Here is a 26,747-nt window from a genome sequence, read left to right as displayed (position 1 = left end):
GGAGTACACATGGCTGCGTCCCGGGAAGACCTGGTCAAGGCGCTGCGTACCTCGCTGATGGACGTCGAGCGGCTGCGGCGGGAGAACGACCGGCTGATCGCCGAGTCCACCGAACCCGTGGCGATCGTGGCGATGGCGTGCCGGCTGCCGGGCGGGGTGACCGACCCGGAGTCGCTGTGGGAGCTGGTGGCCGAGGGGCGGGACGCGATCGGCCCGTTCCCCACGGACCGCGGCTGGGACCTGGAGACGCTCTTCGACTCCGATCCGGACGCGGTGGGCAAGTCCTATGTGCGCGAGGCGGGATTCCTGGAGGGTGCGGGCGGGTTCGACGCCGCGTTCTTCGGCATCTCCCCGCGCGAGGCCCTGTCGCTGGACCCGCAGCAGCGGCTGCTGCTGGAGACCGCGTGGGAGACCTTCGAGCGGGCGGGGATGGATCCGCGGTCGGTGGAGGGCCGGGACATCGCGGTGTTCGCCGGGGGCAGCGGCCAGGGGTACGGCGGCGGTCCGGGTGAGGCGCCCAAGGGCCTGGAGGGCTATCTCGGGGTCGGCGCTTCCGGCAGCGTCATCTCCGGACGCGTGTCGTACACGCTCGGGCTGACCGGGCCCGCCGTGACCGTGGACACCGCCTGCTCCTCCTCGCTCGTGGCCACCCATCTCGCCGTGCAGGCGCTGCGGTCCGGGGAATGCTCCATGGCGCTGGCCGGTGGTGTCGCCGTCATGGGCCAGCCCACCGCCTTCGTGGAGTTCTCCCGCCAGCGTGGCCTGGCGCCGGACGGGCGCTGCAAGTCGTTCGGCGAGAGCGCGGACGGCACCACCTGGTCCGAGGGTGTCGGGCTCGTGTTGCTGGAGCGGCTCTCCGACGCCCGCCGCAACGGCCACGACGTCCTGGCCGTCATCCGGGGCACGGCGGTCAACCAGGACGGGGCGAGCAACGGCCTCACCGCGCCCAACGGCCCTTCCCAGGAGCGGGTGATCCGGCAGGCGCTGGCGAACGCCGGGCTGACGGTGGCCGATGTGGACGCGGTCGAGGCGCACGGCACCGGCACCGCCCTCGGCGACCCGATCGAGGCCCAGGCGGTTCTCGCCACGTACGGCCGGAACCGTCCGGAGGACCAGCCGCTGTGGCTGGGGTCGTTGAAGTCCAACATCGGCCACGCACAGGCCGCCGCCGGGATCGCCAGTGTCATCAAGACCGTCATGGCGTTACGGCACGGCCGGCTGCCGAAGACCCTCCACGCCGAAGAGCCCACCTCCAAGGTGAACTGGGCCACGGGCGCGGTGTCCCTGCTCACCGAGGGGCGGGCGTGGCCGGAGACGGGACACCCACGCCGCGCGGGCATCTCGTCCTTCGGCGTCAGCGGAACGAACGCGCATGTCATCCTCGAGCAGGCCCCGGAGGAGAACACCGCCCCACAGCCGGAGGAGTCCGCCGAGCCCGGTCCGGTCGCCACCGGCCACGTGGTGCCGTGGGTGCTCTCGGGCCATACGCCGGAGGCGCTGCGGGCCCAGGCCGCCCGGCTGCTGACCCAGGTGCGGAAGACGGACGCCGATGGCCCACGGGACGTGGGCTGGTCGCTGGCCACCACCCGGACCCGGCTGGACCACCGCGCGGTCGTGCTGTGTGCCGATGCCGAGGAGGCCGTCGCGGGGCTGGAGGCGGTGGCCGCGGGCGCGTCAGCCCGGTCGGTGGTCACCGGGTCCGTGGCGTCCGGGAAGGTCGCGGTGCTGTTCACCGGCCAGGGCAGCCAGCGCGCCGGAATGGGCCGGGAACTGCACGGCCGCTACCCGGTGTTCGCGCGGGCCTTCGATGACGTATGCGCCCAGTTCGGCGACCTGCGCGCCGGAGACGGGGACGGGGACGACAAGGTCTCGCTCGCCGAGGTGGTGTTCGCCGAGGAGGGGTCGGCCAGGGCGGCACTGCTGGACCGGACCGAGTTCACCCAGCCCGCGCTGTTCGCGCTGGAGGTGGCGCTGTTCCGGCTCGTGGAGTCGTGGGGGGTGCGCCCCGCGTATGTGCTGGGCCACTCGATCGGCGAGGTGGTCGCGGCCCATGTGGCCGGGGTGCTGTCCCTGCCGGACGCCTGCACACTGGTGCGGGCGCGCGGGCGGCTGATGCAGCGACTCGACGCGACCGGGGCGATGGTCGCGGTGGAGGCGGCCGAGGACGAGGTCATCCCCCTGCTCACGGGGAAGGAGCACCGGGCCTCCATCGCCGCGGTCAACGGCCCGACGTCCGTGGTCGTCTCCGGGGACGAGGACGTGGTCACGGCGGTGGCGGAGACGCTGGCGCGGCAGGGCCGCAAGACCAAGCGGCTCGTGGTCTCGCACGCGTTCCACTCCCCCCACATGGACGGAATGCTGGACGCGTTCCGCGAGGTGGCGTCGCGGCTGACCTACGCGCCGCCCCGGGTGCCCGTGGTGTCGAACCTGACGGGCGGGGTCGCGGATCCCGAGGAGCTGTGCACCCCGGAGTACTGGGTGCGGCACGTGCGGGGCGCGGTGCGGTTCCTCGACGGTGTCCGCACACTCGCCGACGCGGGCGTGCGCACCCATCTGGAACTCGGCCCGGACGGGGTGCTGACCGCGATGGGCCAGGACTGCCTGCCGGATACGGACGCGGTGGCGGACGGGGCCTTCGTACCGTCCCTGCGTCCGGGCGTCCAGGAGGCCCAGGCGGTGCTGGCCGGGCTCGCCGGTCTGTACGTACGCGGTGTGCCGGTGGACTGGGACGCGTTGTTCGCCGGGTCCGGCGCCCGGCGCGTCGCCCTTCCGACGTACGCCTTCCAGCATGAGCACTACTGGCTGGAGCGGGCCGCCGGGTCCGGCGATGTGGGCGCGGTGGGCCTCGGGGAGGCGGGCCACCCGCTGCTGGGCGCGGTGGTGCAGCTGCCGGAGACGGGCGGTGTGCAGCTCAGCGGGCGGCTGTCGGTACGGGCCCAGCCGTGGCTGGGCGAACACGTCATCTCCGGTGCGGTGTTGGTGCCCGGCACGGCGATGGTGGAGCTGGCGGTGCGCGCCGGGGACGAGACCGGCACCCCGGTGCTGGAGGAGCTGGTGATCGGGCAGCCGATGATGCTGCCCGCCGACACCGCCCTGAGTGTGCAGGTCGTCGTGGGCGCGGACGAGGGTGGGCGGCGCACGGTGCGGATCTACTCCCGCGCCGACGGGGGCACGGACTGGACCGAGCACGCCACCGGCACGCTCACCGCGCAGGTACCGGCACCGCAGGACGGGGCGGTCGGCGAGTGGCCACCCGCGCAGGCCGAGCCGATCCCGGTGGTGGACTTCTACCGCTCGCTCGTCGACGCCGGATACGCGTACGGACCGGCCTTCCGCGGGCTCGTCGCCGCGTGGCGCCGGGACGGTGAGATCTTCGGCGACGTGGCGCTGCCGGAGGCGTACGCCACGGAGGCCGAACGGTTCGGCATCCACCCGGCGTTGCTGGACGCCGCGTTGCACGCGGGCAGCTTCTGCCTGCCCCCCGACCCGGCGCGACAGGTGACCCTGCTGCCGTTCGCCTGGAACAACGTGCGTCTGCACGCGGGCGGAGCGACCGCGGTCCGGGTGCATGTCCGCCCGGTCGGCGACGACGCCTTCGCGGTACGGCTGACCGACGGCTCGGGCCAGACGGTGGCCTCGGTGGACTCGCTCACGCTGCGGGCGGTGGACCCGGCCCAGTTGGAGAGCGGCGCGGCCGACGACGCGCTGTGGACGGTCCGCTGGAGCGAACACGCCGTGCCGGACGGCGGCGCGGTCTCCTGGGCGCCGCTGGGCGAAGCGGAGAGCGACGGAAGCACCCTTCCCGACGTCCTCGTGGTCGATACGCGCGCGTGGACCGACGACCTCACCGAACCGCTGCCCGCACGGACCCGGCAGCTCACCGCCCGCCTGCTGGCGGAGATCCAGCGGTGGGTCGGCGACGACGCGATGACCGGGACGCGGCTGGCCGTGGTCACCCGCGGGGCGGTCGCCGTGCACGGGGACGCCGAGGTCACCGACCCGGCCGCCACCGCGGTCTGGGGCCTGGTCCGTTCGGCCCAGGCCGAACACCCGGGGCGACTGGCCCTGGTGGACGCCGACGGCACGTACCAGGACCTCCCCGAGCTGCCCCCCGGTGTGTGGTCCGGGGACGAGTCCCAGCTCGCGGTGCGCGGTGGCGCGGCGTGGGTGCCGCGCCTGGCCCGGGTCGAGCCCGGCCTGCGGGTGCCCGCGCAGCCGTCGTGGCACCTGGACTCGGCCGAGTACGGCACCCTGGACAACCTCGCGCTGCTGCCCGACGAGGCCGGAACCGCACCGCTGGAGGCCGGTCAGGTACGGATCGAGGTCCGCGCCGCCGGGCTCAACTTCCGCGATGTCCTGGTGACTCTCGGCATGTATCCGGGCCGGTCGGTGATCGGCACCGAGGGCGCCGGTGTGGTGACCGAAGTCGGCCCGGGCGTGACGGACCTGGCCGTGGGCGACCGGGTGATGGGCCTGTTCTCCGGCTCGTTCGGCCCGCTGGCCACCGCCGACGCCCATACGGTGATCCGGATGCCGGAGGGCTGGTCGTTCGGCACGGCGGCCGGGGTGCCGGTGGCCTATCTGACCGCACTGTACGCGTTGCAGGACCTCGGCAGGGTCCAGCCGGGCGAGACGGTCCTGGTGCACGCCGCCGCGGGCGGGGTGGGCATGGCGGCCGTCCAGCTCGCACAGCACTTCGGCGCCACCGTCCTGGGCACCGCCCACCCCTCCAAACACCACGCCCTGCACCGGCTCGGCGTTCCCGCCGAACGCCTCGCCTCCAGCCGCGACCTCGCCTACGCCGACACCTTCCCCACCGCCGACGTCGTCCTCAACTCCCTGACCGGCGAGCACATCGACGCATCCCTCGGACTCCTCCGCCCCGGCGGCCGGTTCCTGGAGATGGGGAAGACCGATCTGCGGGAGTCCGATGAGGTCGGGGGGCGGCATCCAGGGGTCACCTACCGTGCGTTCGACCTCGGTGGCGAGGCCCCTGCCGAGCGGGTACGGGAGTTGCTGCGCCAGCTGGTAGAACTGTTCGAGGCGGGCCGGATCGAGCCGCTGCCCGTACGGCACTGGGACATCACCCGTGCCCCCGAGGCGTTCCGGTGGATGAGCCAGGGGCGGCACACCGGCAAGATCGTGCTCACCCTTCCCCGCACCCTGGATCCGGACGGCACGGCCCTGGTCACCGGCGGCACCGGAGCGCTCGGCGCCACCATCGCCCGCCACCTCGTCCGCCGGCACGGCGTACGCCATCTGCTGCTGCTCAGCCGGCGAGGGCCGGACGCCCCCGGTGCCACGGACCTCAGCACCGAACTCACCGAACTCGGCGCGCACGTCGACATCACCGCCTGCGACACCGCCGACCGCGACCAACTCGCCGCCGTCCTGTCCGGCATCCCGGCCGACCGGCCGTTGACCGCCGTGGTCCATACGGCCGGGACCCTGGACGACGGCATCCTCACCGCACTCACTCCCGACCGCCTCGACACCGTCTTCCGCCCCAAGGTCGACGCCGTCACCCACCTCCACGACCTCACCCACGACAACCACGACCTGGCGGCGTTCGTGGTGTACTCGTCCGCCGCCGGAGTCCTCGGCGGGCCCGGACAAGGCAACTACTCCGCCGCCAACGCCTATCTGGACGGCCTCGCTCAGTGGCGGCGGGCGCGCGGGCTTCCCGCCACCTCGCTGGCGTGGGGCATGTGGGCGGAGGCCAGTGGCATGACGGCCGGGCTCGGCTCCGGCGATCTGCACCGGATGCGGCGCGGCGGCATCGTCGGGCTGTCCACCACGGAGGCGCTGGGCCTGTTCGACCGGTCGGTGGAGTCCGGTCTTTCGGTGCTGGTGCCGATGAGGTTCGACCTCGCCGCCCTCGGCGCGGAGGCCACTGAACCCCCGCCGCCGCTGCGGGGGCTGGTCCGGCCGGCGCGGCGTACCGCCCGGCCGGTGCCGAAGGCCGGTGAGGGCGGCCTCGTCGAGCGGTTGGCCGGGCTGTCGGCGGCCCAACAGGAGCGTGTGCTCGTCGAGTTGATCCGCGAAGAGGCCGCTTCGGTGCTCGGGTTCCCCACGATCGACCCCATCGGGCCGGAACAGGCGTTCCGCGACATGGGATTCGACTCGCTGACCGCGGTGGAGTTGCGCAACCGCCTCAACACCGCCACCGGGTTGCGGCTACCGGCAACCCTGGTATTCGACCATCCGAGCCCCGTGGCCACCGCCGGCTTTCTGCGCGACCAACTGGGCGGGCGTACGGCCGAGGCCATGCCCCGGCCGGTGCGGCGTGACCGGACCGCTCGTGACCAGGCCGAGGATCCTGTGGTCGTGGTCGGCATGGGCTGCCGCCTGCCCGGGGACGTCCGCACCCCCGAGGACCTGTGGCGGCTGGTCGCCGCCGGAGCCGACGCGATCGGGCCGTTCCCGCAGGACCGGGGGTGGGACCTGGCCGAGTTGTTCGACTCCGATCCGGATGCTCTGGGCAAGTCCTACGTACGCGAGGGCGGTTTCCTCACCGACGCGGGCGGATTCGACGCCACCTTCTTCGGCATCTCCCCGCGCGAGGCCCTGTCGATGGACCCGCAACAGCGCGTACTGCTGGAGACCGCCTGGGAGACCCTGGAACGCTCCGGGATCGTTCCGACGTCACTGCGCGGGCAGGAGGTCGGGGTATTCGTCGGGGCCAGCGGTCAGGGGTACGGCGTCGGTCCGGGCGCGGCGCCGGAGGGCTTGGAGGGCTACCTCGGGGTGGGCGGCGCGACGAGCGTGGCGTCGGGTCGGGTGTCGTACACCTTCGGGCTGACCGGTCCGGCGGTGACGGTGGACACGGCGTGCTCCTCCTCGCTGGTGGCTCTCCACCTCGCGGTACAGGCCCTGCGCTCCGGCGAATGCACGATGGCACTCGCCGGGGGTGTCGCCGTCATGGGCCAGCCCGGCGCGTTCGTCGAGTTCTCTCGCCAGCGCGGCCTCGCGTCGGACGGCCGTTGCAAGTCCTTCGGCGAGGGTGCGGACGGCACCAACTGGGCCGAGGGTGTCGGTCTTGTGCTGTTGGAACGGCTCTCGGAGGCCCGTCGCAACGGGCACGAGGTGCTGGCCGTCGTCCGTGGTACGGCGGTCAACCAGGACGGGGCGAGCAACGGCCTCACCGCGCCGAACGGGCCCTCGCAGCAGCGCGTGATACGGCAGGCACTGGCGAACGCCGGACTGTCCCCCTCGGACATCGACGCCGTCGAAGCCCACGGCACCGGCACCGCCCTCGGCGACCCGATCGAGGCCCAGGCACTCCTGGCCACCTACGGGCAGGACCGCCCGGGGGACGAGCCGGTGTGGCTCGGTTCGCTGAAGTCCAACATCGGCCATGCCCAGGCCGCCGCAGGCGTGGCCAGCGTCATCAAGATGGTGCTGGCGATACGGCAGGGCACGCTTCCGCGGTCCCTGCACATCAACGAGCCGACCACGCAGGTGGACTGGACGTCGGGCGCGGTGTCCCTGCTGAGCGAGACCCGCCCCTGGCCGGACACCGGCCATCCACGCCGCGCCGGGATCTCCTCCTTCGGCGTCAGCGGGACCAACGCCCACCTCATCCTGGAGCAAGCACCCGAACCCGAACCCGAACCGAAGGCGGACGAGGGCACGGACACCCCTGGGCTGGTCGCCACCGGCGGGATCGCCCCCTGGATCCTGTCCGCCAAAACCCCCACAGCCCTACGGGCTCAGGCCCAACGCCTGCTGGACCACCTGGAATCCGGCGTGGAGGCACACCCGGTGGACATCGGCTGGTCCCTGGCCACCACCCGCACCCTCCACGACCACCGCGCCATCATCCTCGCCGACACCGACACCGGCGCCAGCACCGAGGGCACTGAGGCCACGGCCGCCCTCACCGCCCTCGCGACCGGACAACCCCACCCCCGTCTCACCACCGGCCACGCCACCACCCACGGCAAGACGGTCTTCGTCTTCCCCGGCCAAGGCGCCCAATGGGTGGGCATGGGAGCCCAACTCCTCAAGACCTCGCCGGTCTTCGCCGAACGCCTCCACGAATGCGCTGAGGCCCTGGCCCCGTACACCGACTGGTCGCTGATCGACGTCATCACCGGCGCGCCCGACGCGCCCTCGCTCGAGCGTGTCGATGTCGTCCAGCCCGCCACCTTCGCCGTCGTCGTCTCTCTGGCCGCCCTCTGGCAGTCCGTGGGCATCCACCCGGATGCGGTCATCGGCCACTCCCAGGGTGAAATCGCCGCCGCCTGCGTCGCCGGGCACCTCAGCCTTACGACCGCCGCCAAAATCGTCACCCTGCGCAGCCAGACCATCGCCCACCACCTCGCCGGACACGGCGGCATGATGTCCCTCGCCGCCCCCGCCGACACCATCGACCTCACCCCCTGGCACGGCAAACTCTGGATCGCCGCCCACAACGGCCCCAACGCCACCGTCATCGCAGGCGACACCGACGCCCTCCACCAACTCCACACCCACTACACCGACCAAGGCACCAGGGCCCGCATCATCCCCGTCGACTACGCCTCCCACACCGGACACGTCGACACCATCAAAGACCAGCTACACCACGTACTCGCAGACGTCACCACCCAACCCGGCACCACCCCCTGGCTCTCCACCGTCACCGGCCAATGGATCGAACCCGACACCCTCGACCACGGCTACTGGTACCGCAACCTCCGCCAAACCGTGCAATTCGAGCACACCATCCGCACCCTCGCCGACAACGGCTACCACACCTTCATCGAAGTCAGCCCCCACCCCGTCCTCACCACCGCCATCCAAGAAACCCTCGAAACCACCAACACCCCCCACACCACCGTCACCGGCACCCTCCGCCGCGACGACGACACCCCCACCCGCTTCCTCACCCACCTCGCCGAACTGTCCACCAGGGGAACACCAATGGACTGGCCCACCGCGTACACCGGATCACAACCCTCCCAAACCTCGCTCCCCACCTACCCCTTCGAACACGAGACGTTCTGGCTGGACCGCGGCGGTCCGGGCGACGTCCGTGCCGTGGGGCTGGAGGACACCGGCCACCCGCTGGTCGGGGCCGTGGTGAGCGTGCCCGACACCGGGGGTGTGCTGCTCACCGGACGTCTCTCCCTGCGCAGCCACCCCTGGCTGGCCGACCACGCCGTCTCCGGCACCGTCCTGCTTCCCGGTACGGCCATGGTCGAGCTGGCGGTGCGCGCCGGGGACGAGGCGGACACCCCCACCCTGGAAGAGCTGGTCATCAGCCGGCCGATGACGGTGCCGGACGAGGGCACTCTGCACGTCCAGGTGCTCGTCGGCGGCGAGGAACGCGGGCGCCGCAAGGTGGGGGTCTACTCGCGCCCGGAGGGCACGCGGCAGTGGACCGAGCACGCCACCGGCACCCTGACCGGAAAGGCGAACGGCACCCTGACCGCAGGGGCCACGGACCCTGCGCCCGAGGCCGCTCAGCCGTGGCCGCCCGAGGGCTCGGAGCCCGTCGCCCTCGAGGGGTTCTACGAGCATCTGGCCGAGGTCGGGTACGAGTACGGCCCGGCGTTCCGCGGTCTGAGGGCGGTGTGGAAGCGGGACGACGAGGTGTTCGCCGAGGTGTCCGTGCCGGAGGAGCAGACCGGGGTGGCCGGGCGGTTCGGCATCCATCCGGCGTTGCTGGACGCCACCCTGCACGCCGGGAACTTCTGCTTCCAGGCCGATGGTGAGCGGCCCACGATGCTGCCGTTCGCGTGGACCGATGTGCGGCTCCACGCCGTGGGTGCCACCGCCGTGCGGGTGCGGGCGACGGTGTCCGACGGGGACGGGCTGTGCGTACGGATCACCGACCCGCAGGGCGTGCCGGTCGCCACGATCGGCTCCCTCCAGCTCCGGGAGACCACACCCGACCAGTTGCGCGCCCTGTCGGCCGCGTCGGGCGGCAATGCCCTGTGGGCGGTCGACTGGGCCGAGTGCGGGCTCGACGCCACGGAAGCGCGGTGGGCCACGCTCGGGGAGAGCCGACTCCCGGATTCCCCGCCGGGCTATGCCGATGTCTCCGAGGCCGTGGCGGCCGCGGAGATCGCGGAGGCCGGGGAGCGGCCCGCCGCGCTCGTCGCCGACGTGTCCGCCTGGGTGCCGGAGAAGACCGGGCCCATCGACCGTACGCACGCGCTCTGTGCCCGGGTCCTGGATCTGCTGCGGCAGTGGGTGGACCGGCCCGAACTGGCGGACACCCGTCTGGTCGTCCTCACCCACGGCGCCATGGCCGTCCACGACACCGCCGAGGTCACCGACCCGGCCGCGGCCGCCGTCTGGGGCCTGGTCCGCTCGGCCCAGTCCGAGCACCCCGGCCGTATCCAGCTCATCGACACCGACGACCACTCCCACCAGGCCCTGCCCATCGCGCTCGCCACCACGGAGGCCCAGCTCGCCCTCCGCGACGCCACCGCCTACACCCCCCATCTGACGCCCGCGCCCGCCACCGCGCCCGAGCCCCTCACCCTCGACCCCGAGGGAACCGTCCTCATCACCGGCGGCACCGGAACCCTGGGCGCCCTCACCGCCCGCCACCTCATCACCCACCACGGCGCCCGGCACCTGGTGCTCACCAGCCGCCAGGGGCCCGACGCCCCCGGTGCGGCCGAACTCGCCACCGAACTCACCGAACTCGGCGCACACGTCCGCATCGCCGCCTGCGACACCGCCGACCGCGACCAACTCACCACCCTCCTCGCCGACATCCCGGCCGGCCACCCCCTCACCGCCGTCGTCCACACCGCGGGAACCCTCGACGACGCCCTGCTCACCGACCTCACCCCGCAACGTCTCGACACCGTCTTCCGCCCCAAGGTGGACGCCCTCACCCACCTCCACGACCTCACCCGCGACCTCGACCTGGCCGCCTTCGTCGTCTACTCCTCCGCCGCCGGCGTCCTCGGCACCCCCGGCCAGGCCAACTACGCCGCCGCCAACACCTACGCCGACGCCCTCGCCCAGCAACGCCACGCCGCCGGGCTCCCCGCCACCTCCCTGGCCTGGGGCCTGTGGGAAACCACCAGCGCCCTGACCGCCGGAATGACCACCACCCAGCAGCAACGCACCCGCGACAGCGGCGTCGTCCCCCTGACCGACGCCGATGGCATGCGCCTCCTCGACATCGCGCTCGCCACCGCCCACCCCCACCTCGTCCCCCTCAAACTCGACCTCGCCGCCCTGCAGCACAACACCGGCCCGCGCGCCCTCCCGCCCCTGCTGCGCACCCTCATACGCGGCCACCACCGCCCCACCGCCCACACCACGGCCCAGCCCGAGGACGACGCCCCGTCCCTCGCCCAGCAGCTGGCCGCCCTCGACCCGACCCAGCGGCACCAGCGCCTCACCGAACTCGTCCGCGCCGAAGCCGCGGCCGTCCTCGGACACGCCACCCCGGACGCGGTGGGGCCGGACGACGCCCTCTTCGAGATCGGGTTCGACTCGCTGACCGCGGTGGAGCTGCGCAACCGCCTCAACGCGGCCACCGGCCTCCAGCTCGCGGCGGCGATGCTCTTCGACTACCCCACCCCGTCGATGGCCGCCGAGCACCTCCAGGACCAGCTCGCGCTGGAAGCGACCACCACGGACCCACACGTGGCAGCCCGGAAAGCGGCGGAAGACGACGACCAGAGCACGGAGAGGTGACTCACAGCATGTTCGACGTGGCGAAGTATCTGCGGCGCATCGGGGTGGAGGGGACGCCCCCACCGACCCTCGACACCCTCCGTCATCTGCACAAACGGCATCTCATGGCGGTCCCGTACGACAACTCCACGGCCCCCGACCGGCTCCCGGCCTCACGGCACCTGACGAACGTCCCGCTGGACCTGGTGTTCGAGCATGTGGTGACCGAGGGCCATGGCGGAGTGTGCTACGAGCTCAACCGGCTGTTCCACACGCTGCTGGCGGAACTCGGCTACGACGTGCGCATGGTGGCCGCGGCGGTGCGGCAGGCGAACGGGACCTTCGGCCCGGAGCGGGAGCACACCTTCGACCTGGTCCACCTCGATGGCCGGACCCACCTCGTGGACGTCGGCTTCCCCGGGCCGTCGTATTCGGAGCCGCTGTACCTGTCCGAGGAGGAGCAACACCAGTACGGCTGCTCGTACCGCGTGACCGAACACGACGGCTACCGGGTGGTGGAACGGCGGCCCAAGGAGAGCGATTGGCAGCCGGTGTACCGGTTCCGGCCGGAGCTGGCCGACCCGTCCGGCTGGGACGCGGTGCGGCTGGACAGCCTGGACGACTACGCACAGGACTCGGTGCTCGCCGGGACCACCTTCCGCAGCCGGGCCACGGACAACGGAAAGATCGTGCTCATCGGCAGGCGCTACTTCACCGTCGAGGACGGGGTGGAGCGCACCAAGGTGCTGGTGAAGGCGGACGAATTCCAGGACGCGGTCGAGCTGATCCTGGCGGGCGCATGAGCGGGAAGGAGACGGCGGTGGACACCGCGCGAGAAACGGACGGCCTCGAGGCCGAGGTGCTGATCGTCGGATACGGACCGGTGGGCCAGCTGCTGTCGGTGCTGCTGGCCCAGCGCGGCCGGCGGGTGACGGTGGTGGAGCGCTGGCCGGAGCCGTACCGGCACCCCCGGGCGGTCGGGTTCGACAGTGAGGCCGCGCGCATCCTGGCCTCGGCCGGGATCGGCGACTCGCTCGACAAGTTCACCGAACCCGCGCGGGACCACGCCTGGCAGAACACGAAGGGCGAGACGCTGATCGACCACGAGGTGGCCGACCGGGGCCACTGCACCTGGCCGGAGGCGCTGTCGGCGTATCAGCCCGCTCTGGAGTCGGCGCTGATCGAGCACGGGGCGACGCTGCCGCCGCTGCGGATCCTGCGCGGATACGAGGCGGTGGGACTCGCGGACGACGGCGACCACGTGACGTTGACCGTGGTCGGCCCGGACGGGGAGAAGACGGATCTCACCGCGCTGTGGGTGGTCGGCTGCGACGGCGCGAACAGCCTGGTGCGGACGGGTGTCGGCACCACCATGACGGACCTCGACTTCTCGTACGACTGGCTGATCTGCGATGTGCGGTTGCACGAGCACCGCGAGTTCCGGCCGAACAACCTGGAGATCTGCGATCCGGCGCGCCCCCGGACGGCGGTGTCCGCGGGCCCCGGCCACCGGCGGTACGAGTTCATGCGGGTGCCCGCGGACGACCCCGAGCACTTCGGCACCGTGGAGAGCGCCTGGGAACTGCTGCGGCTGTTCGATGTGACACCCGAGAACGGTGTCCTGGACCGGCACGCGGTCTACACCTTCCAGGCCCGCTGGGCGGAGCGCTGGCGGGCCGGACGGATGCTGCTGGCCGGGGACTCGGCACACCTCATGCCGCCGTTCGCGGGGCAGGGCATGTGCTCCGGATTCCGTGACGCGGCCAATCTGGCCTGGAAGCTGGACCTGGTCCTGGGCGGCCAGGCGGCGCCGACGCTGCTGGACACCTACACCACCGAGCGGCGGGCACACGTGCGGCACGCGGTCGAGATGTCGGTGGGCCTGGGCCGGGTGGTGTGCATGGCGGACCCCGCCGCGGCGGCGGACCGCGACGCGGCCATGCTGGCCGCGCGCAAACGCAACATCGGCCCGAGCGCCGCCCGCCGCTCCGTGGTGAAGCCGCTCGTGGACGGGCTGCTGCACCGGGACGACCAGGGCCGCCCGGCACCGTACGCCGGCCAGGCGGGCCCCCAGTGGCGAGTGCGCCGCGCGGGGACCACCGGCCTCTTCGACGACGTGGTGGGCACCGGCTTCGTCCTCCTCTACGCCGAGGACGTGGTCCCGGCGCTGGACGCGCGACGCCTGAAGTTCCTCGACAGCATCGGCACCCGACTGGTGCGCCTGGTCCCCGCGGACACGCCCACGGACTCCTTGAGCCCACGGGACACGCTGGACGTGGAGGGCCGGTACCTGCCCTACCTGTCGGAGATGGACGCGCTGGCGGTGCTGGTACGCCCCGACTTCTACCTGTTCGGCATCGCGAGGGACGAAGACGGACTCCCCGCGCTGGTGGACGACCTGGCGACACAGCTGAGCCCGGCCCCCGCCCTGTCGTAAGACGCTCCCCCGCCTGGAGATGACTGGTCCCTTCCCCCGAGCCGCTCGGGGGAAGGGACCAGTTGGTTTCGCGCCCCGAAGGGGCGCGGGGCTGTGTCGATGTGCGGCTCCGCCGCGTGGGCGCGATCAGCCACGACGGCGCCGCGGCCGTTCGACGGCATGACGGGCATGGCGGCATACCACGGCACTCCCAGCGGAGCGCTAGGTGACGCTCTCCCCCGTCCGTGCCGCGCGGCGGCGTTCGTCGCCCGCCTTGACCAGGGCGTATCTGATGGCCAGGGCCGCCGCGTTGACCGCGTGCAGCGCTTCTTGGGCGCCGGTGTCCGGCTGTTCCTGGCCGGTGGCGGCGGCCGAGGTGCACTGGGCGGCCTCCAGGCAGGCCACGCACGCCTCCACGAGGGCGTCCGGGCGTGTGCCGGAGGACCGGCCCAGTTTCGTCAACAGCCGGGTGATCTCCCGGTGCACTTCGGTGATCGGGTCCGCCGCCATCGGGTCAGCGCCCCCGCGCAGCGTCGTCCACCGACGGCCCGGTGCCCCCGGCCGGGGCCAGGATGAGGAACCGCTGCTCCCACAGGGCGAACACCTCGGTGGCCAGCGCCTCCGACAGCCCGCCCACGACGGTCTTGGCCAGGTCCCCGAGCGTGGTGGTGCCGTCCACCGCGCCGAGCAGTTCGTACAGTTCGGGCGACACCTTCGCGGTCGGGCCGCCATCGTAGTCGAGGGAGATCTCGTGGGTCCGCGCTCCCGCCGAGGCGTCGGGACCGGCCGTCCTGCGCTCGGCCAACCGGGTCACCGGGCGGAATCGCGGTACCAGGGCGCCCAGGTCGGGCGAGGGCTTGGCGCGCACCAGGCAGTCCTCCACCACCAGGGCGTCCAGGTCGGTGGTCAGGAAGCTGGTCACCACGTCGTCGAGGCTCTGCACGATGGGTTCGGCGTTGTTGTTGAAGGAGGTGTTGAGGAGCACCGGGGTGCCGGTCAGCTCGCCGAACCGCCGCACCAGGCGGTGGAACCGCTCGCCCGACTCGGTCGAGACGACCTGGACCCGGGCGGTGCCGTCCACGTGGGTGACCGCGCCGAGTTCCGTACGCCGCCGCGGCAGCACCGGCACCACGAAGGACATGAACTCGTGGTGGCCCTCCGCGCCGGAGAGGTCGAAGTAGTCGGGGGCGGCTTCGGCGGTGACCACCGGGGCGAACGGGCGGAAGCCCTCGCGCTTCTTCACCATCGCGTTGATGCGGGTGCGGTTCTCCTCGGGGCGCGCGTCCGCGACGATGCTGCGGTGGCCCAGGGCGCGGGGCCCGAACTCGGACCGGCCGTACGCCCAGCCGAGCACTTCTCCGTCGGCGAGGAGTCCGGCCGCGGTCTCCACGGCGTCTTCGGGGAATTCCACATCGATCAGCGGCGCCCAGTCGGCCAGCCGGGACCTGATCTGCTCCCGGTCGCCCAGCGCCGGGCCGAGGCTCGCGCTGAGCAGTCGCTTCTTCGGCCGTTGGAGGGTGCCGAGGCTCGCCGCCGCGGCATAGGCGGCGCCCTCGCCCGCGCCCGCGTCGTGCGAGGCGGGGTGCACGAACACCTCGTCGAACAGCCCGGATTTGAGGATCAGGCCGTTGAGGCTGGAGTTGTGGGCGACGCCGCCGCCGAAGCACAGGCGCGACAGGCCACTGGTCTTGGCCCAGTGCTGGAGGATGTGCAGCACGATCTTCTCGACCGTCTCCTGGAGCGCGGCGGCGAAGTCGCGGTGTGCCTGGGTGAACGGCTCGCCCTTGCGGCGCGGGCGGAAGCCCTCGGCGTAGAACAGCGGGCTGACCAGGTTCGGCACCATGATGTTGCCGTGCAGCTCGTACTCGCCGTTGTCACGGAGGGTGTAGAGCTTGGAGAAGGTGTCGCGGTAGGTCTCGGGGTTGCCCCAGGGGGCCAGGCCCATCACCTTGTACTCGTCGCCGAAGCCGTAGCCGAGCAGATAGGTGGCGTTCAGATAGAGCCCGCCCAGCGACTTGGGCACGGGGTAGTCGGCCAGCTTCTCCAGATGTGTGCCCTCGGCGCGGTAGACGGTGCCGGAGTGCAGCTCGCCACGCCCGTCCAGCACCAGGACCAGGGCCGAGTCCATGCCGGAGTGCAGATACGAGGAGTACGCGTGTGCCTCGTGGTGCGGTACGTACACCAGCTTCTCGTCCGGCAGGTCCCAGTCCAGGCCCTCCTTCAGCCGCTCCCGGATCAGCTCCCGGGAGTAGCGCAGCGGCACCCGCGGATATTCGGTGTAGAGGTGGTTGAGGACGGTGTCGATGTGGTTCTCGGGAAAGTAGTAGCCGACCGCGTCGACGTCCTCGGGCCGCGCACCGGCCAGGGCCAGGCATTCACGGACCGCGTTGAGGGGAAATTTCGTCGTCTTTTTGATCCGGTTGAGCCGCTCCTCCTCCACCGCGGCCACGAGTTCGCCGTCGCGGATCAAGGAGGCCGCCGAGTCGTGGAAGAAGACCTCGCCCAGCTGCGGCACCACATCGGTGTCCGCGGCGGAGAAGTTGCCGTTGAGCCCGAGCACAAGCACAGTGATCACCCAAACCAGTCAGAGGCGAACGCGAGGATCCGGGGCGGAAGCGCCGGCCGGTCAGCGGGAGTGCGGCAGCGCCGCGTCGGCGAGCTCAGGCGCCGTCAGCCGCAGCGTCGTCGGGGCCGGCTGGAACGCGGGGGTGAGGTGGAGGCGTTCGACCCCCTCCTCACCGGGGACCGCGAGGGCGGCGGTGCACCCGCAGGTGGCGTCGGCGAACCCGGCGAAGCGGTAGGCGACCTCCATCATCCGGTTGCGGTCGGTGCGCCGGAAGTCGGCGGCCAGGTGCACCCCGGCCCGCGCCGCCTGATCGGCCAGCCAGTTCAGCACGGTGGACCCGGCGCCGTAGGAGACCACCCGGCAGGAGGTGGCGAGCAGTTTCAGGTGCCACACCTTCGGGTGCCTCTCCAGCAGCACGATGCCGACGGCCCCGTGCGGGCCGAACCGGTCGGCCATCGTGATGACCAGCACCTCGTGGGCGGGGTCGGTGAGCAGTCCGCGCAGTACGGAGTCGGGGTAGTGCACACCGGTGGCGTTCATCTGGCTGGTGCGCAGGGTCAGTTCCTCGACCCGGGACAGCTCCCGCTCGGTGGCGCGGGCGATGTCCATCCGGATGTCCAGGGTGCGCAGGAACTCCTCGTCGGGGCCGCTGAATTCGGCCCGCTCGGCGTCCCGGCGGAACCCCGACTGGTACATGGTCCGGCGCTGTCGCGAGTCCACGGTGACCACGGCGGGGCTGAACTCGGGCAGTCCGGTGAGCCCGGCCACGTCCTCGGCCGTGTAGCAGCGCACCTCGGGGAGCTGGTAGGCGACCTCGGCCCGTTCGGCGGGCTGGTCGTCCACGAAGGCCATGGCGCGGTGGGCGAAGTTCAGCCGCTCCGCGATGGCGCGCACCGCCTGCGACTTGGGGCCCCAGCCGATGTGCGGCAGGACGAAGTACTCGGCGAGGCCGAGCGCCTCCAGGCGCGCCCAGGCGTGGTCATGGTCGTTCTTGCTGGCGACCGACTGGAGGATGCCACGTCCGTCGAGCGTGGTGATGACATCGCGCACCCACTCGAACGGCAGCACCTCGCCGTCCTCGAGCAGGGTGCCGCGCCACAGGGTGTTGTCCAGGTCCCAGACGAGACATTTGACGGCCGTCGGCGGCTCGCTCCCGCTCACGGGCTTCCCCTCCGTCATGCTTGCACCTTCCTCCGCGTGTGCTGGGTCGGCTTCCGCGTGTGCTGGGCCAGGATGAGCTGGCAGATCTCGCTGGTGCCCTCGATGACTTCCATCAGCTTCGCGTCGCGGTACGCCCGGGCCACCACATGACCGTCGGAGGCCGCGGCGGACGCCAGGAGCTGTACGGCGCGGGCCGCGCCCTCGGCCGCCTCGCGCGAGGCCACGTACTTCGCGTGCACCGCGTCCACCGCCATGTCGGGCGAGCCGGTGTCCCAGGAGGCGCTGGCGTGTTCGCAGGCCCGGGTGGCGTGCCGCTCCGCGACATACAGCTCGGCCAGGTGCCGGGCCACCAGCTGGTGCTCGGCGAGTACGCGGCCGGACTGCTCCCGGGTGGCGGTGTGCGCCGCGGCGGCGTCCAGACACGCGCGCAGGATGCCGACACACCCCCACGCCACGGACATCCGCCCGTAGGTGAGCGCGGCGGTGGTCGCGAGCGGCAGCGGCAGCCCGGTGCCACCGAGTACGTGATCGGCGGGCACCCGGACCGCGTCCAGGGTGATGTCCGCGTGGCCGGCGGCCCGGCAGCCCAGCGGGTTCGCCACCCGTGTGATGCGGACTCCGGGGGCCCGGGCGGGCACGACCACGGCCGTGGCGCCGCCCCGGTATTTCCCGAACACCACCAGCAGATCGGCGTAGTGGGCGGCGGTGATCCACACCTTCCGCCCGGTGACGACCACCTGGGCGCCGTCGTCGGCGATCTCGGTCTCCATCGCCGACAGGTCGCTGCCCGCCCCGGGCTCGCTGAACCCGACCGCGGCCAGGTCGCCGGAGGTCAGCCGGGGCAGGAAGGTGTCCCATTGCTCCGCGCCGCCGAGCCTCCGCACGGTCCAGGCCGCCATGCCCTGCGAGGTCATCACGCTGCGCAGGGAGCTGCACCGGGCGCCGACCCGCGCGGTGAGCTCCCCGTTGGCCCGGCTGTCCAGTCCGGTGCCGCCGTGTTCGGGGCCGACCTGTGCGCACAGCGCTCCGGCGGCGCCGAGTTTGACCAGCAGGTCGCGGGGCAGCTCCCCGGCCACATCCCAGGCGTCGGCCCGGTCGCCGATCAACCCGCTGACCAGCTCCGCGTGGCTGGTGGCGGCGTCGGTCACGGCTGTGCCTCGCGCAGGCGCAGGACCATCGCGGTCATCGCGTTCACCGTGCGGAAGTTGTCCAGCGCCAGGTCGGGGCCGCTGATCACCACGTCGAAGGACGACTCCAGGTGCACGACCAGCTCCATGGCGAACATCGAGGACACGGCGCCGCTGCTGAACAGATCGGTGTCCGGGTCCCAGGTCTGCTTGGTGCGCTGTTCGAGGAACTGCTGCACCTCCTGCGCCACCGTCTCGGCGGTGTGGCTGCCCGGCTTCGATGAGATGGTCACGCCAGTTCCTTCCCGTATGCGTAGAACCCGCGGCCCGACTTGCGGCCCAAGTGGCCGTCGCGGACCTTCTCCAGCAGCAATTCGCTCGGCGCGCACCGGGAGTCCCCGGTACGTTCGTGCAGCACGCGCAGCGAGTCGGCGAGGTTGTCCAGGCCGATCAGATCCGCGGTGCGCAGCGGCCCGGTGCGGTGGCCGAGGCACTCCCGCATGAGGTCGTCCACGGCCTCCGCCGTCGCCGTGCCCTCCTGCACCACCCGGATCGCGTCGTTGATCATCGGGTGCAGCACCCGGCTGGTGACGAACCCCGGCCCGTCGCCGACGACGACCGGCTTGCGCTCCAGCGCACGCAGCAGTTCCGTCACGGCGGTCATCACCGCCTCCCCGGTACGGGGGCCACGGATCACCTCCACCGTGGGGATCAGATACGGCGGGTTCATGAAGTGGGTGCCGACCAGCCGCGCCGGATCGGCGATGAACCCGGCCAGTTCGTCGATCGGGATGGACGAGGTGTTCGAGATCAGCGGCACCTGGGCTCCGGTGAGCCCGGCGACCGCCTCGAGCACCTTGGCCTTGGTGGGGGTGTCCTCGGTGACGGCCTCCACCACGGCGGTGGCGTCCCGGCCGTCGGCCGGGGACGCGGTGACCGTCAGTTCGCCCCGCGTCCGGCCGGCCGGCAGGGCTCCCATGAGCTGGGCCATGCGCAGCCGTTCGGTGACCGCGGCCCGCGTCCGGCCGGCCCTGGCCTCGTCCACCTCGACGACCGTCACCGGGATTCCGTGGCCGACGGCGAGCGAGGTGATTCCCAGTCCCATCGTTCCTGCGCCAAGCACCATGAGCCGCGGCGCTTCCGCATGTCCGCTCATTCATCGCCTCCGCAGCGCGTTGAGAACAACGTGCCGACCATGACACGCGCTTCCGCGTTCACGATATTGTCCGGGCGCTCGCGCACATCCCCTAAGGATCCCCCCTATACCCCCCTCAGCCGGAATATGAGTGCCGGAATTCTGGAAGAGGCCATTGCGTGCCGCGTCAGCGGATTCTTAGCATCGATCGTATTGACTTTCCCGGGACCTTTCCCTTTCACCTTTGCGGGGTGCGGCAATCCGATGGCTCAGCAAGTCGATGTGACCGAAGAAATTCTCGGCTATGTACGGGAACTGTCCCTGCGCGATGACGAGGTCCTGGCCGGGCTGCGGGCGGAGACCGCCGGTCTGCCGGCCGCGCAGGCCATGCAGGTGATGCCCGAGGAGGGCCAGCTCCTCGGGCTGCTGGTGCGGCTCGTCGGCGCCCGTTCGGTGCTGGAGATCGGCACCTTCACCGGATACAGCACACTGTGCATGGCGCGGGCGCTGCCGGCCGACTCCACGCTGATCACCTGCGACATCACGCCGAAGTGGCCGGGGCTCGGCCGCCCGTTCTGGGAGCGCGCCGGCGTGGCGGACCGCATCGATGTGCGCATCGGTGACGCGAAGGACACCCTTGCCGGACTGCGGCGGGAGGGCCGGGAGTTCGACCTGGTCTTCATCGACGCGGACAAGACCGGATACGCCCACTACTACGAGGAGTCGCTGGCGCTGCTCCGGCGCGGCGGCCTCATCGTCCTGGACAACACCCTCTTCTTCGGCCGGGTGACCGACCCGGCCGCGCAGGACGCCGACACCGCCGCCCTGCGCGAGGTGAACAAGCTCCTCCGGGAGGACACGCGCGTCGAGATCAGCATGCTCACCATGGGTGATGGCATCACGCTCGCGGTCAAGCGCTGACACCGCCCGAACCGCACGCCCACGACGGCCATGCCCCGGGGTCCTCCCGGGACATGGCCGTCCGCCGTCACGCCAACTCCATGCGGTCGGCGTAGAGTTCGGTGGGCAGTTGCTCCCGGTGCTTGATGTCCAGCTTGCGGAACACCCGGGTCAGATGCTGCTCCACGGTGCTGGCCGTGACGTACAGCTTCCCGGCGATCTCCCGGTTGGTGTAGCCCATGGCGGCCAGCGACGCGACACGCCGTTCGGAGTGCGTCAACCGCTCGATCCCAGTGTCCGACTTCGGCATCAGCGCCGTGGCCTGGGACGGGTCGTCGGCCGGCAGCCACTCCTCGTACAGCGACGCCGCGTCGCACATCTTCGCCACGTGCCAGGCCCGGCGCATGGTCCGGCGGGCCTGCTTCTTCTCGCCGAGCGCGTGGTACGCCTGGCTGAGGTCCCACAGCGTGCGGGCCAGCTCGTACTTGTCCTCCTGCTCGGTGAACAGCCCCACCGCCTCGCCCAGCAACTGCGGCCGCCGCTTGGCCGAGCTGGTGGCCGCCAGGAGGCGCAGCGACTGCCCGCGGGCCCGGGCGCCGTCCGTGTGCGGGCGGCTGAGCTGCTGGTAGACCAGGATCCGGGCCTGGTCGTGGTTGCCCTGTGCGAGCCATGCCTCCGCCGCCCCGATCCGCCACGGCACCGGGTCGCAGCCGCTGCTCAGCCCCCAGTCGGTGAGCAGCTCACCGCACAGCAGGAAGTCCGCGAGCGCCGCCTGGTGGCGGTTCGCCGCCAGGAAGTAGTGGCCGCGGGCGTACAGGTAGTGCAGCCCGTAGGAGCTCTTGAACATGGCGTTGGGCACGGTCTGCGCGACGTGGAACCCCGCCTCCTCGTGCCGGCCCATCCGCGTGCACGCCAGGATGAGGGAGCCGAGCGGCAGCCCGACCGCCACGCCCCACGCGCCGGGGGAGGCGTGGGTGAGGGCGGCCCGGGCCCGCTCCGCGGCCTCGGCGAGGTCACCGCGGCGCAGGGCGATCTCCGACCGGGCCGCCGCCAGCACCGCCTGCCGCATGGGCACGTGCGGTCCTCCGCCGGTCTCGCCGAGCGCGCCCTCGCACCAGGCGGACGCGAGGTCGATCCGGCCGCCGTAGACCAGCGCGAGCAGGGCGAACAGCCCCGCCTGCTCCTGGCATGCCGGGTCGTGGCCGAGTTGTAGTTCGCGCAGTACCTCCTCGGCGCGCCGTACGGTGTCGTGGGTCTGCCCGCCGGTGAGCACGTCCGCCAGCACCGTGCCGGCCCGGGGCCACACCGCCGCCCGCGTGGCCGCGGAGCCGCCGTGGTGCGCCGGGGCGGTCCGCCGCTCGGCCAGCCAGGGGTAGGTGCAGGTGAGCGCCGCCTCGATGGCGTGGAGCTGGTCCGTGGCGGCGGGGTCGTCGCGCAGATGGGCGAGCAGCCCCTCCACATCGGTCAGACCGCCCTTCCACAGGAGCTGCATGAGGAGGGTGACGCTGTCGGGGAGACCGAGCCGGCCGGCGCGGACGGCGGCGTGGAGCGGTGCGTGGTGCCGGGTGGCGGTGGAGGGGTTGATCTTCCATTCCGCCTCGGCGAGTTTGGCCTGGAGGGCGGCGCGCCGCTCTTCGTGCGGACACTGCTCGAAGGACTGCTCCAGCAAGTCGACGGCGATGGACGGCTCTTCGCTCACCGCCACCTGCTCGGCCACCTCCAGCAGCACCTCCGCGGGCCAGGAGTCGGGGATCTGCCCGGCGCGCACCAGATGGCGGGCGATCGTGGTGGCGGGCCTGCCCTGGTCGTGCAGCAGCCGCGCGGCCCGCTGGTGCAGGGTCCGGCGCGCCTGCGCCGGCATGTCGTTGAGCACGCCGAGCCGCGCCGCCTCGTGCCGGAACGCGCCCTCGTCCATCAGCCCGGCCCCGGTCAGCGCCGCCAGCACCTGGCTGATGGGCTCGGGTTCGTGTCCGGTCAGCCAGGCCAGGTCGGCGGCGGGTAAGGAGGCGCCCACCACGGCCAGCGCGCGCACCACGTCCAGGAAGATCGGCTCGTTGCGGTGCAGACAGCTCAGGAAGGACTGGCCGTAGCCCGTCTGGCGGGGCTCGCCGTGCTCGCGGTAGTCGGACAGCAAAGTGTGCAGCAGCAGCCGGTTGCCACCGGTGGCGGCGTAGACGTCGCCTGCGCGGTGGCTCGCGGTCTCCCCCAGCTCCGCCACGACCACGTCGGCCACTTGGCCGGGGGTGAGCGGGCCCAGGCCGATGCGGTGCACGCTCTGGGAGCGCAGCAGTTCGTAGCGGAGCGGCAGGGACGGCGCGGGCAGGCTCAGGTCGTCGGTGAACACGGCCGCGATCCGTGCCGAATCCAGGCGTCGCACCAGTTGGAGGAGGAAGTGCGCGGAAGGCCCGTCGCTGTGCCGCACATCGTCCACGGCGAGCAGCAGCGGAGTGTGCTCAGCATGGTCGATCAGCGAGGTGCACAGCCGATGGCACAGCCGGGCGATCTCGGCCTGGTCCGCCGGATCGCTGGTCCCGTGGAGGATGGCCGACAGCCCCGGCACCTCGGGCAGCCCGCCCGGTGACTTCCAGACGGCGCGGGCCAGTTGGGAGACGACGCCGAAGGGGAGGTCCCGCTCGCTGGGAGAACACGTCGCCGTGACGGCGAGACAGTCGGCCTCCGAGGCCCGCTCGGCGAACGACCGGAGCAGGGTGGTCTTTCCGCATGCCAGCGGTCCGTCCACGAGAAGGGCCTGCCCGGGCCGCACCGAAGAGTCACCGAATGGCTGTCCGAGGTGCGCCGCGGCATTCCATATCCTGTCCGTCGGACCGGAATTCCGCTCGGTATTCACCGGCATGGCATAGCTGTAGGGCATGTTCATGGTCCCCGATCGAGGTCGACGAATTGCGGACTCGCGGCCCTTGAGTCAGACCAAACGTTGATCGGGAAACGATTCCATCAGCACGCCGTACCGGCATCAACCCCTACCGGAACCTCCGCCCCCTAACCGACCCCAACGCATCTCGTTTTACGCGCCGGGCTGTTCTGTTATCCAGGGAGCGCGCCGCACGGTCAACCCCCTATCGGGACTGTGTGCCCCTAAAGCGAACGGGCCGAATACCCGTGGCGCAGGGCGATTCCGGCTCGGCACATCACCCCTCCGGCTCGCGGCGTATCATCCTTCCGGCTCGCGGGGCATCTCCGCGAGGGTGGCGCTGACGGTCTCCTCGGCGATCCCGCGCACCAGTCCGGGCCCCTCGGGTCCGTCCAGGACGAACGTCAGCCCGTCGGTGGCCTTCTTGTCCAGACGCATCAGCTCGACCAGCTCGGGGACGGAGACATGCGGGGGCAGCCCGGTCGGCAGACCGTAGCGCGCGACCACCTCCCGGTGCTCGGCGACCCGCTCCGGGCCGATACGCCCCAGCGCGCCGGCGAGCCGCCCGGCGAACACCGTGCCGATGGCCACGCCCTCCCCGTGCCGCAGTGCGAACCCGGTGGCACGTTCCAGCGCATGCCCCAGGGTGTGGCCGTAGTTGAGGAGGTGGCGCAGGCCCGAGTCGCGTTCGTCCGCGGCGACGACGCCCGCCTTCAGCGTCACACTGGCCGCGATCTGGTCGAGCAGCGGCAGCCGGTCGAGATCGGGCGCGCCGATGAAGTGGCAGCGGGCGATCTCACCGAGGCCGTTGCGCCACTCCCGTTCGGGCAGGGTGTCCAGGTGGTCGAGGTCGCAGAGCACGGCCGCGGGCTGCCAGTAGGCGCCGACCAGATTCTTGCCCTCGGGCAGATTGACCGCGGTCTTCCCGCCGACGCTCGCGTCCACCTGGGCCAGCAGCGAGGTCGGCACGTGGACGACCGGTGTGCCCCGGTGGTAGAGGGCGGCGGCCAGGCCCACCGTGTCGGTCGTGGTGCCGCCGCCGCAGGACACCACCACATCCGAGCGGGTCAGCCCGAATCCGACGAACCGGCGGCACAGGTCCGTCACGGCGGCCAGGTCCTTGGCCTCCTCCCCGTCGCGGGCCCGCACGACGAGCGAGGGCACACCGGGGTCGGGGGTCCGCTCGGGGGGCCGCGCGGTGACCACCACCGCCTTGCGCGCCCCCAGGGCGGCCACCACCCGCGGGAGCAGCCGCTGCACACCGTGTCCGATGTGGACGGTGTACGAGCGTTCGGCCAGCCCGACGGTGACCTGCCGGGAAGCAGACGCGGAACTGGCGGCCGGACTGGAAGTCGACGTGGTCAAGACTGCCTTCCCCTCGCTTGCGCGGCCCCGGCGAGAGGCGTCTCGCCGGGGCCGCGATCGGGTGTGGAGCGCTTGCTAATCCTCTACCGCTATCGCGGCTGCCGGACAGAGGAACGACGCCTCGGCGACGCTGTCGCGGAGCGCGAGCGGGGGGTTGGGGTCCAAAAGGACGACGGCCCCGTCCTCCTCCCGTTGGTCGAACACCTCCGGCGCGGCCAGCGCGCAGTGTCCGGCCGCGCAGCACTTCTCCTGATCCACCGAGACCTTCACCATGGTGCTCCCCTCTCCTTCTGTTGTCCGCCCGGCCGGTCCGCGCTCACCGCTCACCGCTCACGGGTCATCGGTCATCGGTCATCGGTCATCGGTCACCAGGCGACGGGCACACGGGCGACGCCGAAGTTCATCGACTCGTACAGGAACGCCAGGTCCTCGAACGGGACCTCCAGGCGCAGCGTCGGCAGCCGGCGCAGCAGGGTCTCCAGGGCGATCTGGAGCTCGACCCGGGCGAGGGTCTGCCCCAGGCACTGGTGCACGCCGAAGCCGAACGCGACATGCTCGCGGGCGTTCGCCCGGCTCAGGTCCAGCTCGTGGGCGTCCGCGAAGTGGGGGTCCCGGTTGGCGCTGGGCAGGTTGATGATCACCCCTTCACCGGCCGGGATGAGCACGCCGCCGACCTCGACGTCCTCGATGGCCACCCGTCCGGTGCCCTCCTGGACGATCGTGATGTACCGGAGCAGTTCGTCCACCGCGTTGGGCATCAGCCCGGGGTCCGCCCGCAGCCGGGCGAGCTGGCCGGGGTGGCGCAGCAGCAGGACGGCGGACAGGGCGATCATGTTGGCCGTGGTCTCGTGCCCGGCCAGCAGCAGCACCAGGGCGGTGGCGACCACCTGCTGCTGGGTGAGCGCACCCGTCAGCTCCTGGTCGACGATGAGCCGGCTGAGGAGGTCGTCTCCCGGGGCGGCGCGCTTGGCCGCACACATCCGGGAGACGTAGTCCACCATCACGCCGAGCGCGGCGCCCATCTCCTCGGTCGACACGGTGAAGTCCATGACGCCCTGCGAGGCCCGCTGGAACTCCGCGAAGTCGGCGTCCGAGACCCCCAGCATCACGGCGATCACCTGGGACGGCAGCGGGAAGGCGAAGTCGGCCACCAGGTCGGCCGGCGGCCCCTCGGCGATCAGCCGGTCCAGGAGGCCGTCCACGATGTCCTGGATCATCGGCCGCATCGCCTCGGTGCGCCGGATGGTGAAGTGCGCGGTGAGCATGCGGCGGATCCGGGCGTGCTCCGGATCGTCCATCCTCCCGAGGTTGAACACATCGGCCGGCACCTCGAACTTCACGAAGCGGGGCATCGCCTTGTGCGTGCCGTCGGCGCTGAACCGGTCGTCGCCGAGCACGGTCCGCGCCTCGTGATAGCCGGTGACGAGGAACGGGGTGCTGCCGTCCCACATCCGCACCCGCGTGACGGCGGAGCGCTCGCGCAGCTCCTCGTATCCCGGCGGGGGTGAGAACGGGCATGCAGCAGCCCGCAGTTCGGGGTAGTCGCGTATCTCGTCCATACCTGTCCGTCCCGT

The 26,747-nt window shown here is 72.0% G+C and carries 14 protein-coding genes; 4 read left to right on the top strand and 10 right to left on the bottom strand.

Features of this window, described 5'->3' with window-relative positions:
* Positions 1 to 9: 9 nt before the first annotated feature.
* From ACZ6TD_RS39815 to mhpA, 3 genes are read left to right on the top strand one after another with little or no spacing between them, the layout of a single operon-like run.
* Positions 10 to 11,652, top strand: a complete 11,643-nt coding sequence (locus ACZ6TD_RS39815; protein WP_471345984.1) for an SDR family NAD(P)-dependent oxidoreductase — start codon at positions 10 to 12, stop codon at positions 11,650 to 11,652.
* A gap of 8 nt (positions 11,653 to 11,660) precedes the next feature.
* Positions 11,661 to 12,434: an arylamine N-acetyltransferase family protein gene (locus tag ACZ6TD_RS39810; protein WP_471345982.1), complete on the top strand. Its 774-nt coding sequence runs from the start codon at positions 11,661 to 11,663 to the stop codon at positions 12,432 to 12,434.
* Between the two features lie 17 nt (positions 12,435 to 12,451).
* Positions 12,452 to 14,068, top strand: coding sequence for a bifunctional 3-(3-hydroxy-phenyl)propionate/3-hydroxycinnamic acid hydroxylase MhpA (gene mhpA, locus ACZ6TD_RS39805; RefSeq protein WP_471345981.1), 1,617 nt, complete (start codon positions 12,452 to 12,454; stop codon positions 14,066 to 14,068).
* A 201-nt stretch (positions 14,069 to 14,269) separates the two neighbouring features.
* On the opposite strand, the gene ACZ6TD_RS39800 is transcribed toward mhpA, so the two are convergent.
* Genes ACZ6TD_RS39800 through ACZ6TD_RS39775 form a run of 6 tightly spaced genes read right to left on the bottom strand, consistent with a single transcriptional unit; the run spans position 14,270 to position 20,057 of the window.
* Entirely contained in the window at positions 14,270 to 14,557 is a 288-nt protein-coding gene (locus ACZ6TD_RS39800; protein ID WP_471345980.1) for an O-linked N-acetylglucosamine transferase, read from the bottom strand.
* A gap of 4 nt (positions 14,558 to 14,561) precedes the next feature.
* Complete coding sequence (locus tag ACZ6TD_RS39795) at positions 14,562 to 16,622, bottom strand: carbamoyltransferase family protein (RefSeq protein ID WP_471345978.1); 2,061 nt, start codon at positions 16,620 to 16,622, stop codon at positions 14,562 to 14,564.
* Between the two features lie 51 nt (positions 16,623 to 16,673).
* Positions 16,674 to 17,792: an HAD-IIIC family phosphatase gene (locus tag ACZ6TD_RS39790; protein WP_471345976.1), complete on the bottom strand. Its 1,119-nt coding sequence runs from the start codon at positions 17,790 to 17,792 to the stop codon at positions 16,674 to 16,676.
* Positions 17,789 to 18,922, bottom strand: a complete 1,134-nt coding sequence (locus ACZ6TD_RS39785) for an acyl-CoA dehydrogenase family protein (RefSeq protein WP_471345974.1) — start codon at positions 18,920 to 18,922, stop codon at positions 17,789 to 17,791. Before ACZ6TD_RS39785 ends, ACZ6TD_RS39790 begins: the two co-directional genes overlap by 4 nt.
* A complete protein-coding gene (locus tag ACZ6TD_RS39780) occupies positions 18,919 to 19,194 on the bottom strand; it encodes an acyl carrier protein (protein ID WP_470013901.1) in 276 nt (91 codons plus the stop codon). The genes ACZ6TD_RS39785 and ACZ6TD_RS39780 overlap by 4 nt, the downstream gene beginning before the upstream one ends.
* Positions 19,191 to 20,057: a 3-hydroxyacyl-CoA dehydrogenase family protein gene (locus tag ACZ6TD_RS39775; RefSeq protein ID WP_471345973.1), complete on the bottom strand. Its 867-nt coding sequence runs from the start codon at positions 20,055 to 20,057 to the stop codon at positions 19,191 to 19,193. Before ACZ6TD_RS39775 ends, ACZ6TD_RS39780 begins: the two co-directional genes overlap by 4 nt.
* Positions 20,058 to 20,300: 243 nt before the next feature.
* Between ACZ6TD_RS39775 and ACZ6TD_RS39770 the strand changes: the two genes are divergently transcribed.
* Positions 20,301 to 20,957 (top strand): O-methyltransferase, encoded by a 657-nt coding sequence (locus tag ACZ6TD_RS39770; protein WP_471345971.1) that lies wholly within the window; start codon positions 20,301 to 20,303, stop codon positions 20,955 to 20,957.
* Between the two features lie 67 nt (positions 20,958 to 21,024).
* Here the strand turns inward: ACZ6TD_RS39770 and ACZ6TD_RS39765 are convergent, their stop codons facing one another.
* The 4 genes from ACZ6TD_RS39765 to ACZ6TD_RS39750 form a co-directional block, all read right to left on the bottom strand.
* A complete protein-coding gene (locus tag ACZ6TD_RS39765; RefSeq protein WP_471345969.1) occupies positions 21,025 to 23,676 on the bottom strand; it encodes a helix-turn-helix transcriptional regulator in 2,652 nt (883 codons plus the stop codon).
* Between the two features lie 432 nt (positions 23,677 to 24,108).
* Positions 24,109 to 25,173: a 3-dehydroquinate synthase family protein gene (locus ACZ6TD_RS39760; protein ID WP_471345967.1), complete on the bottom strand. Its 1,065-nt coding sequence runs from the start codon at positions 25,171 to 25,173 to the stop codon at positions 24,109 to 24,111.
* A gap of 75 nt (positions 25,174 to 25,248) precedes the next feature.
* Positions 25,249 to 25,443, bottom strand: a complete 195-nt coding sequence (locus ACZ6TD_RS39755) for a ferredoxin (RefSeq protein ID WP_037961789.1) — start codon at positions 25,441 to 25,443, stop codon at positions 25,249 to 25,251.
* Between the two features lie 95 nt (positions 25,444 to 25,538).
* Positions 25,539 to 26,732: a cytochrome P450 gene (locus tag ACZ6TD_RS39750; RefSeq protein WP_471345965.1), complete on the bottom strand. Its 1,194-nt coding sequence runs from the start codon at positions 26,730 to 26,732 to the stop codon at positions 25,539 to 25,541.
* Positions 26,733 to 26,747: the final 15 nt, after the last annotated feature.

The sequence above is a fragment of the Streptomyces yongxingensis genome (genome assembly GCF_055597465.1).
Note: the sequence above shows the minus strand (reverse complement) of the source record. Positions and strands in the feature narration are given on the sequence as shown.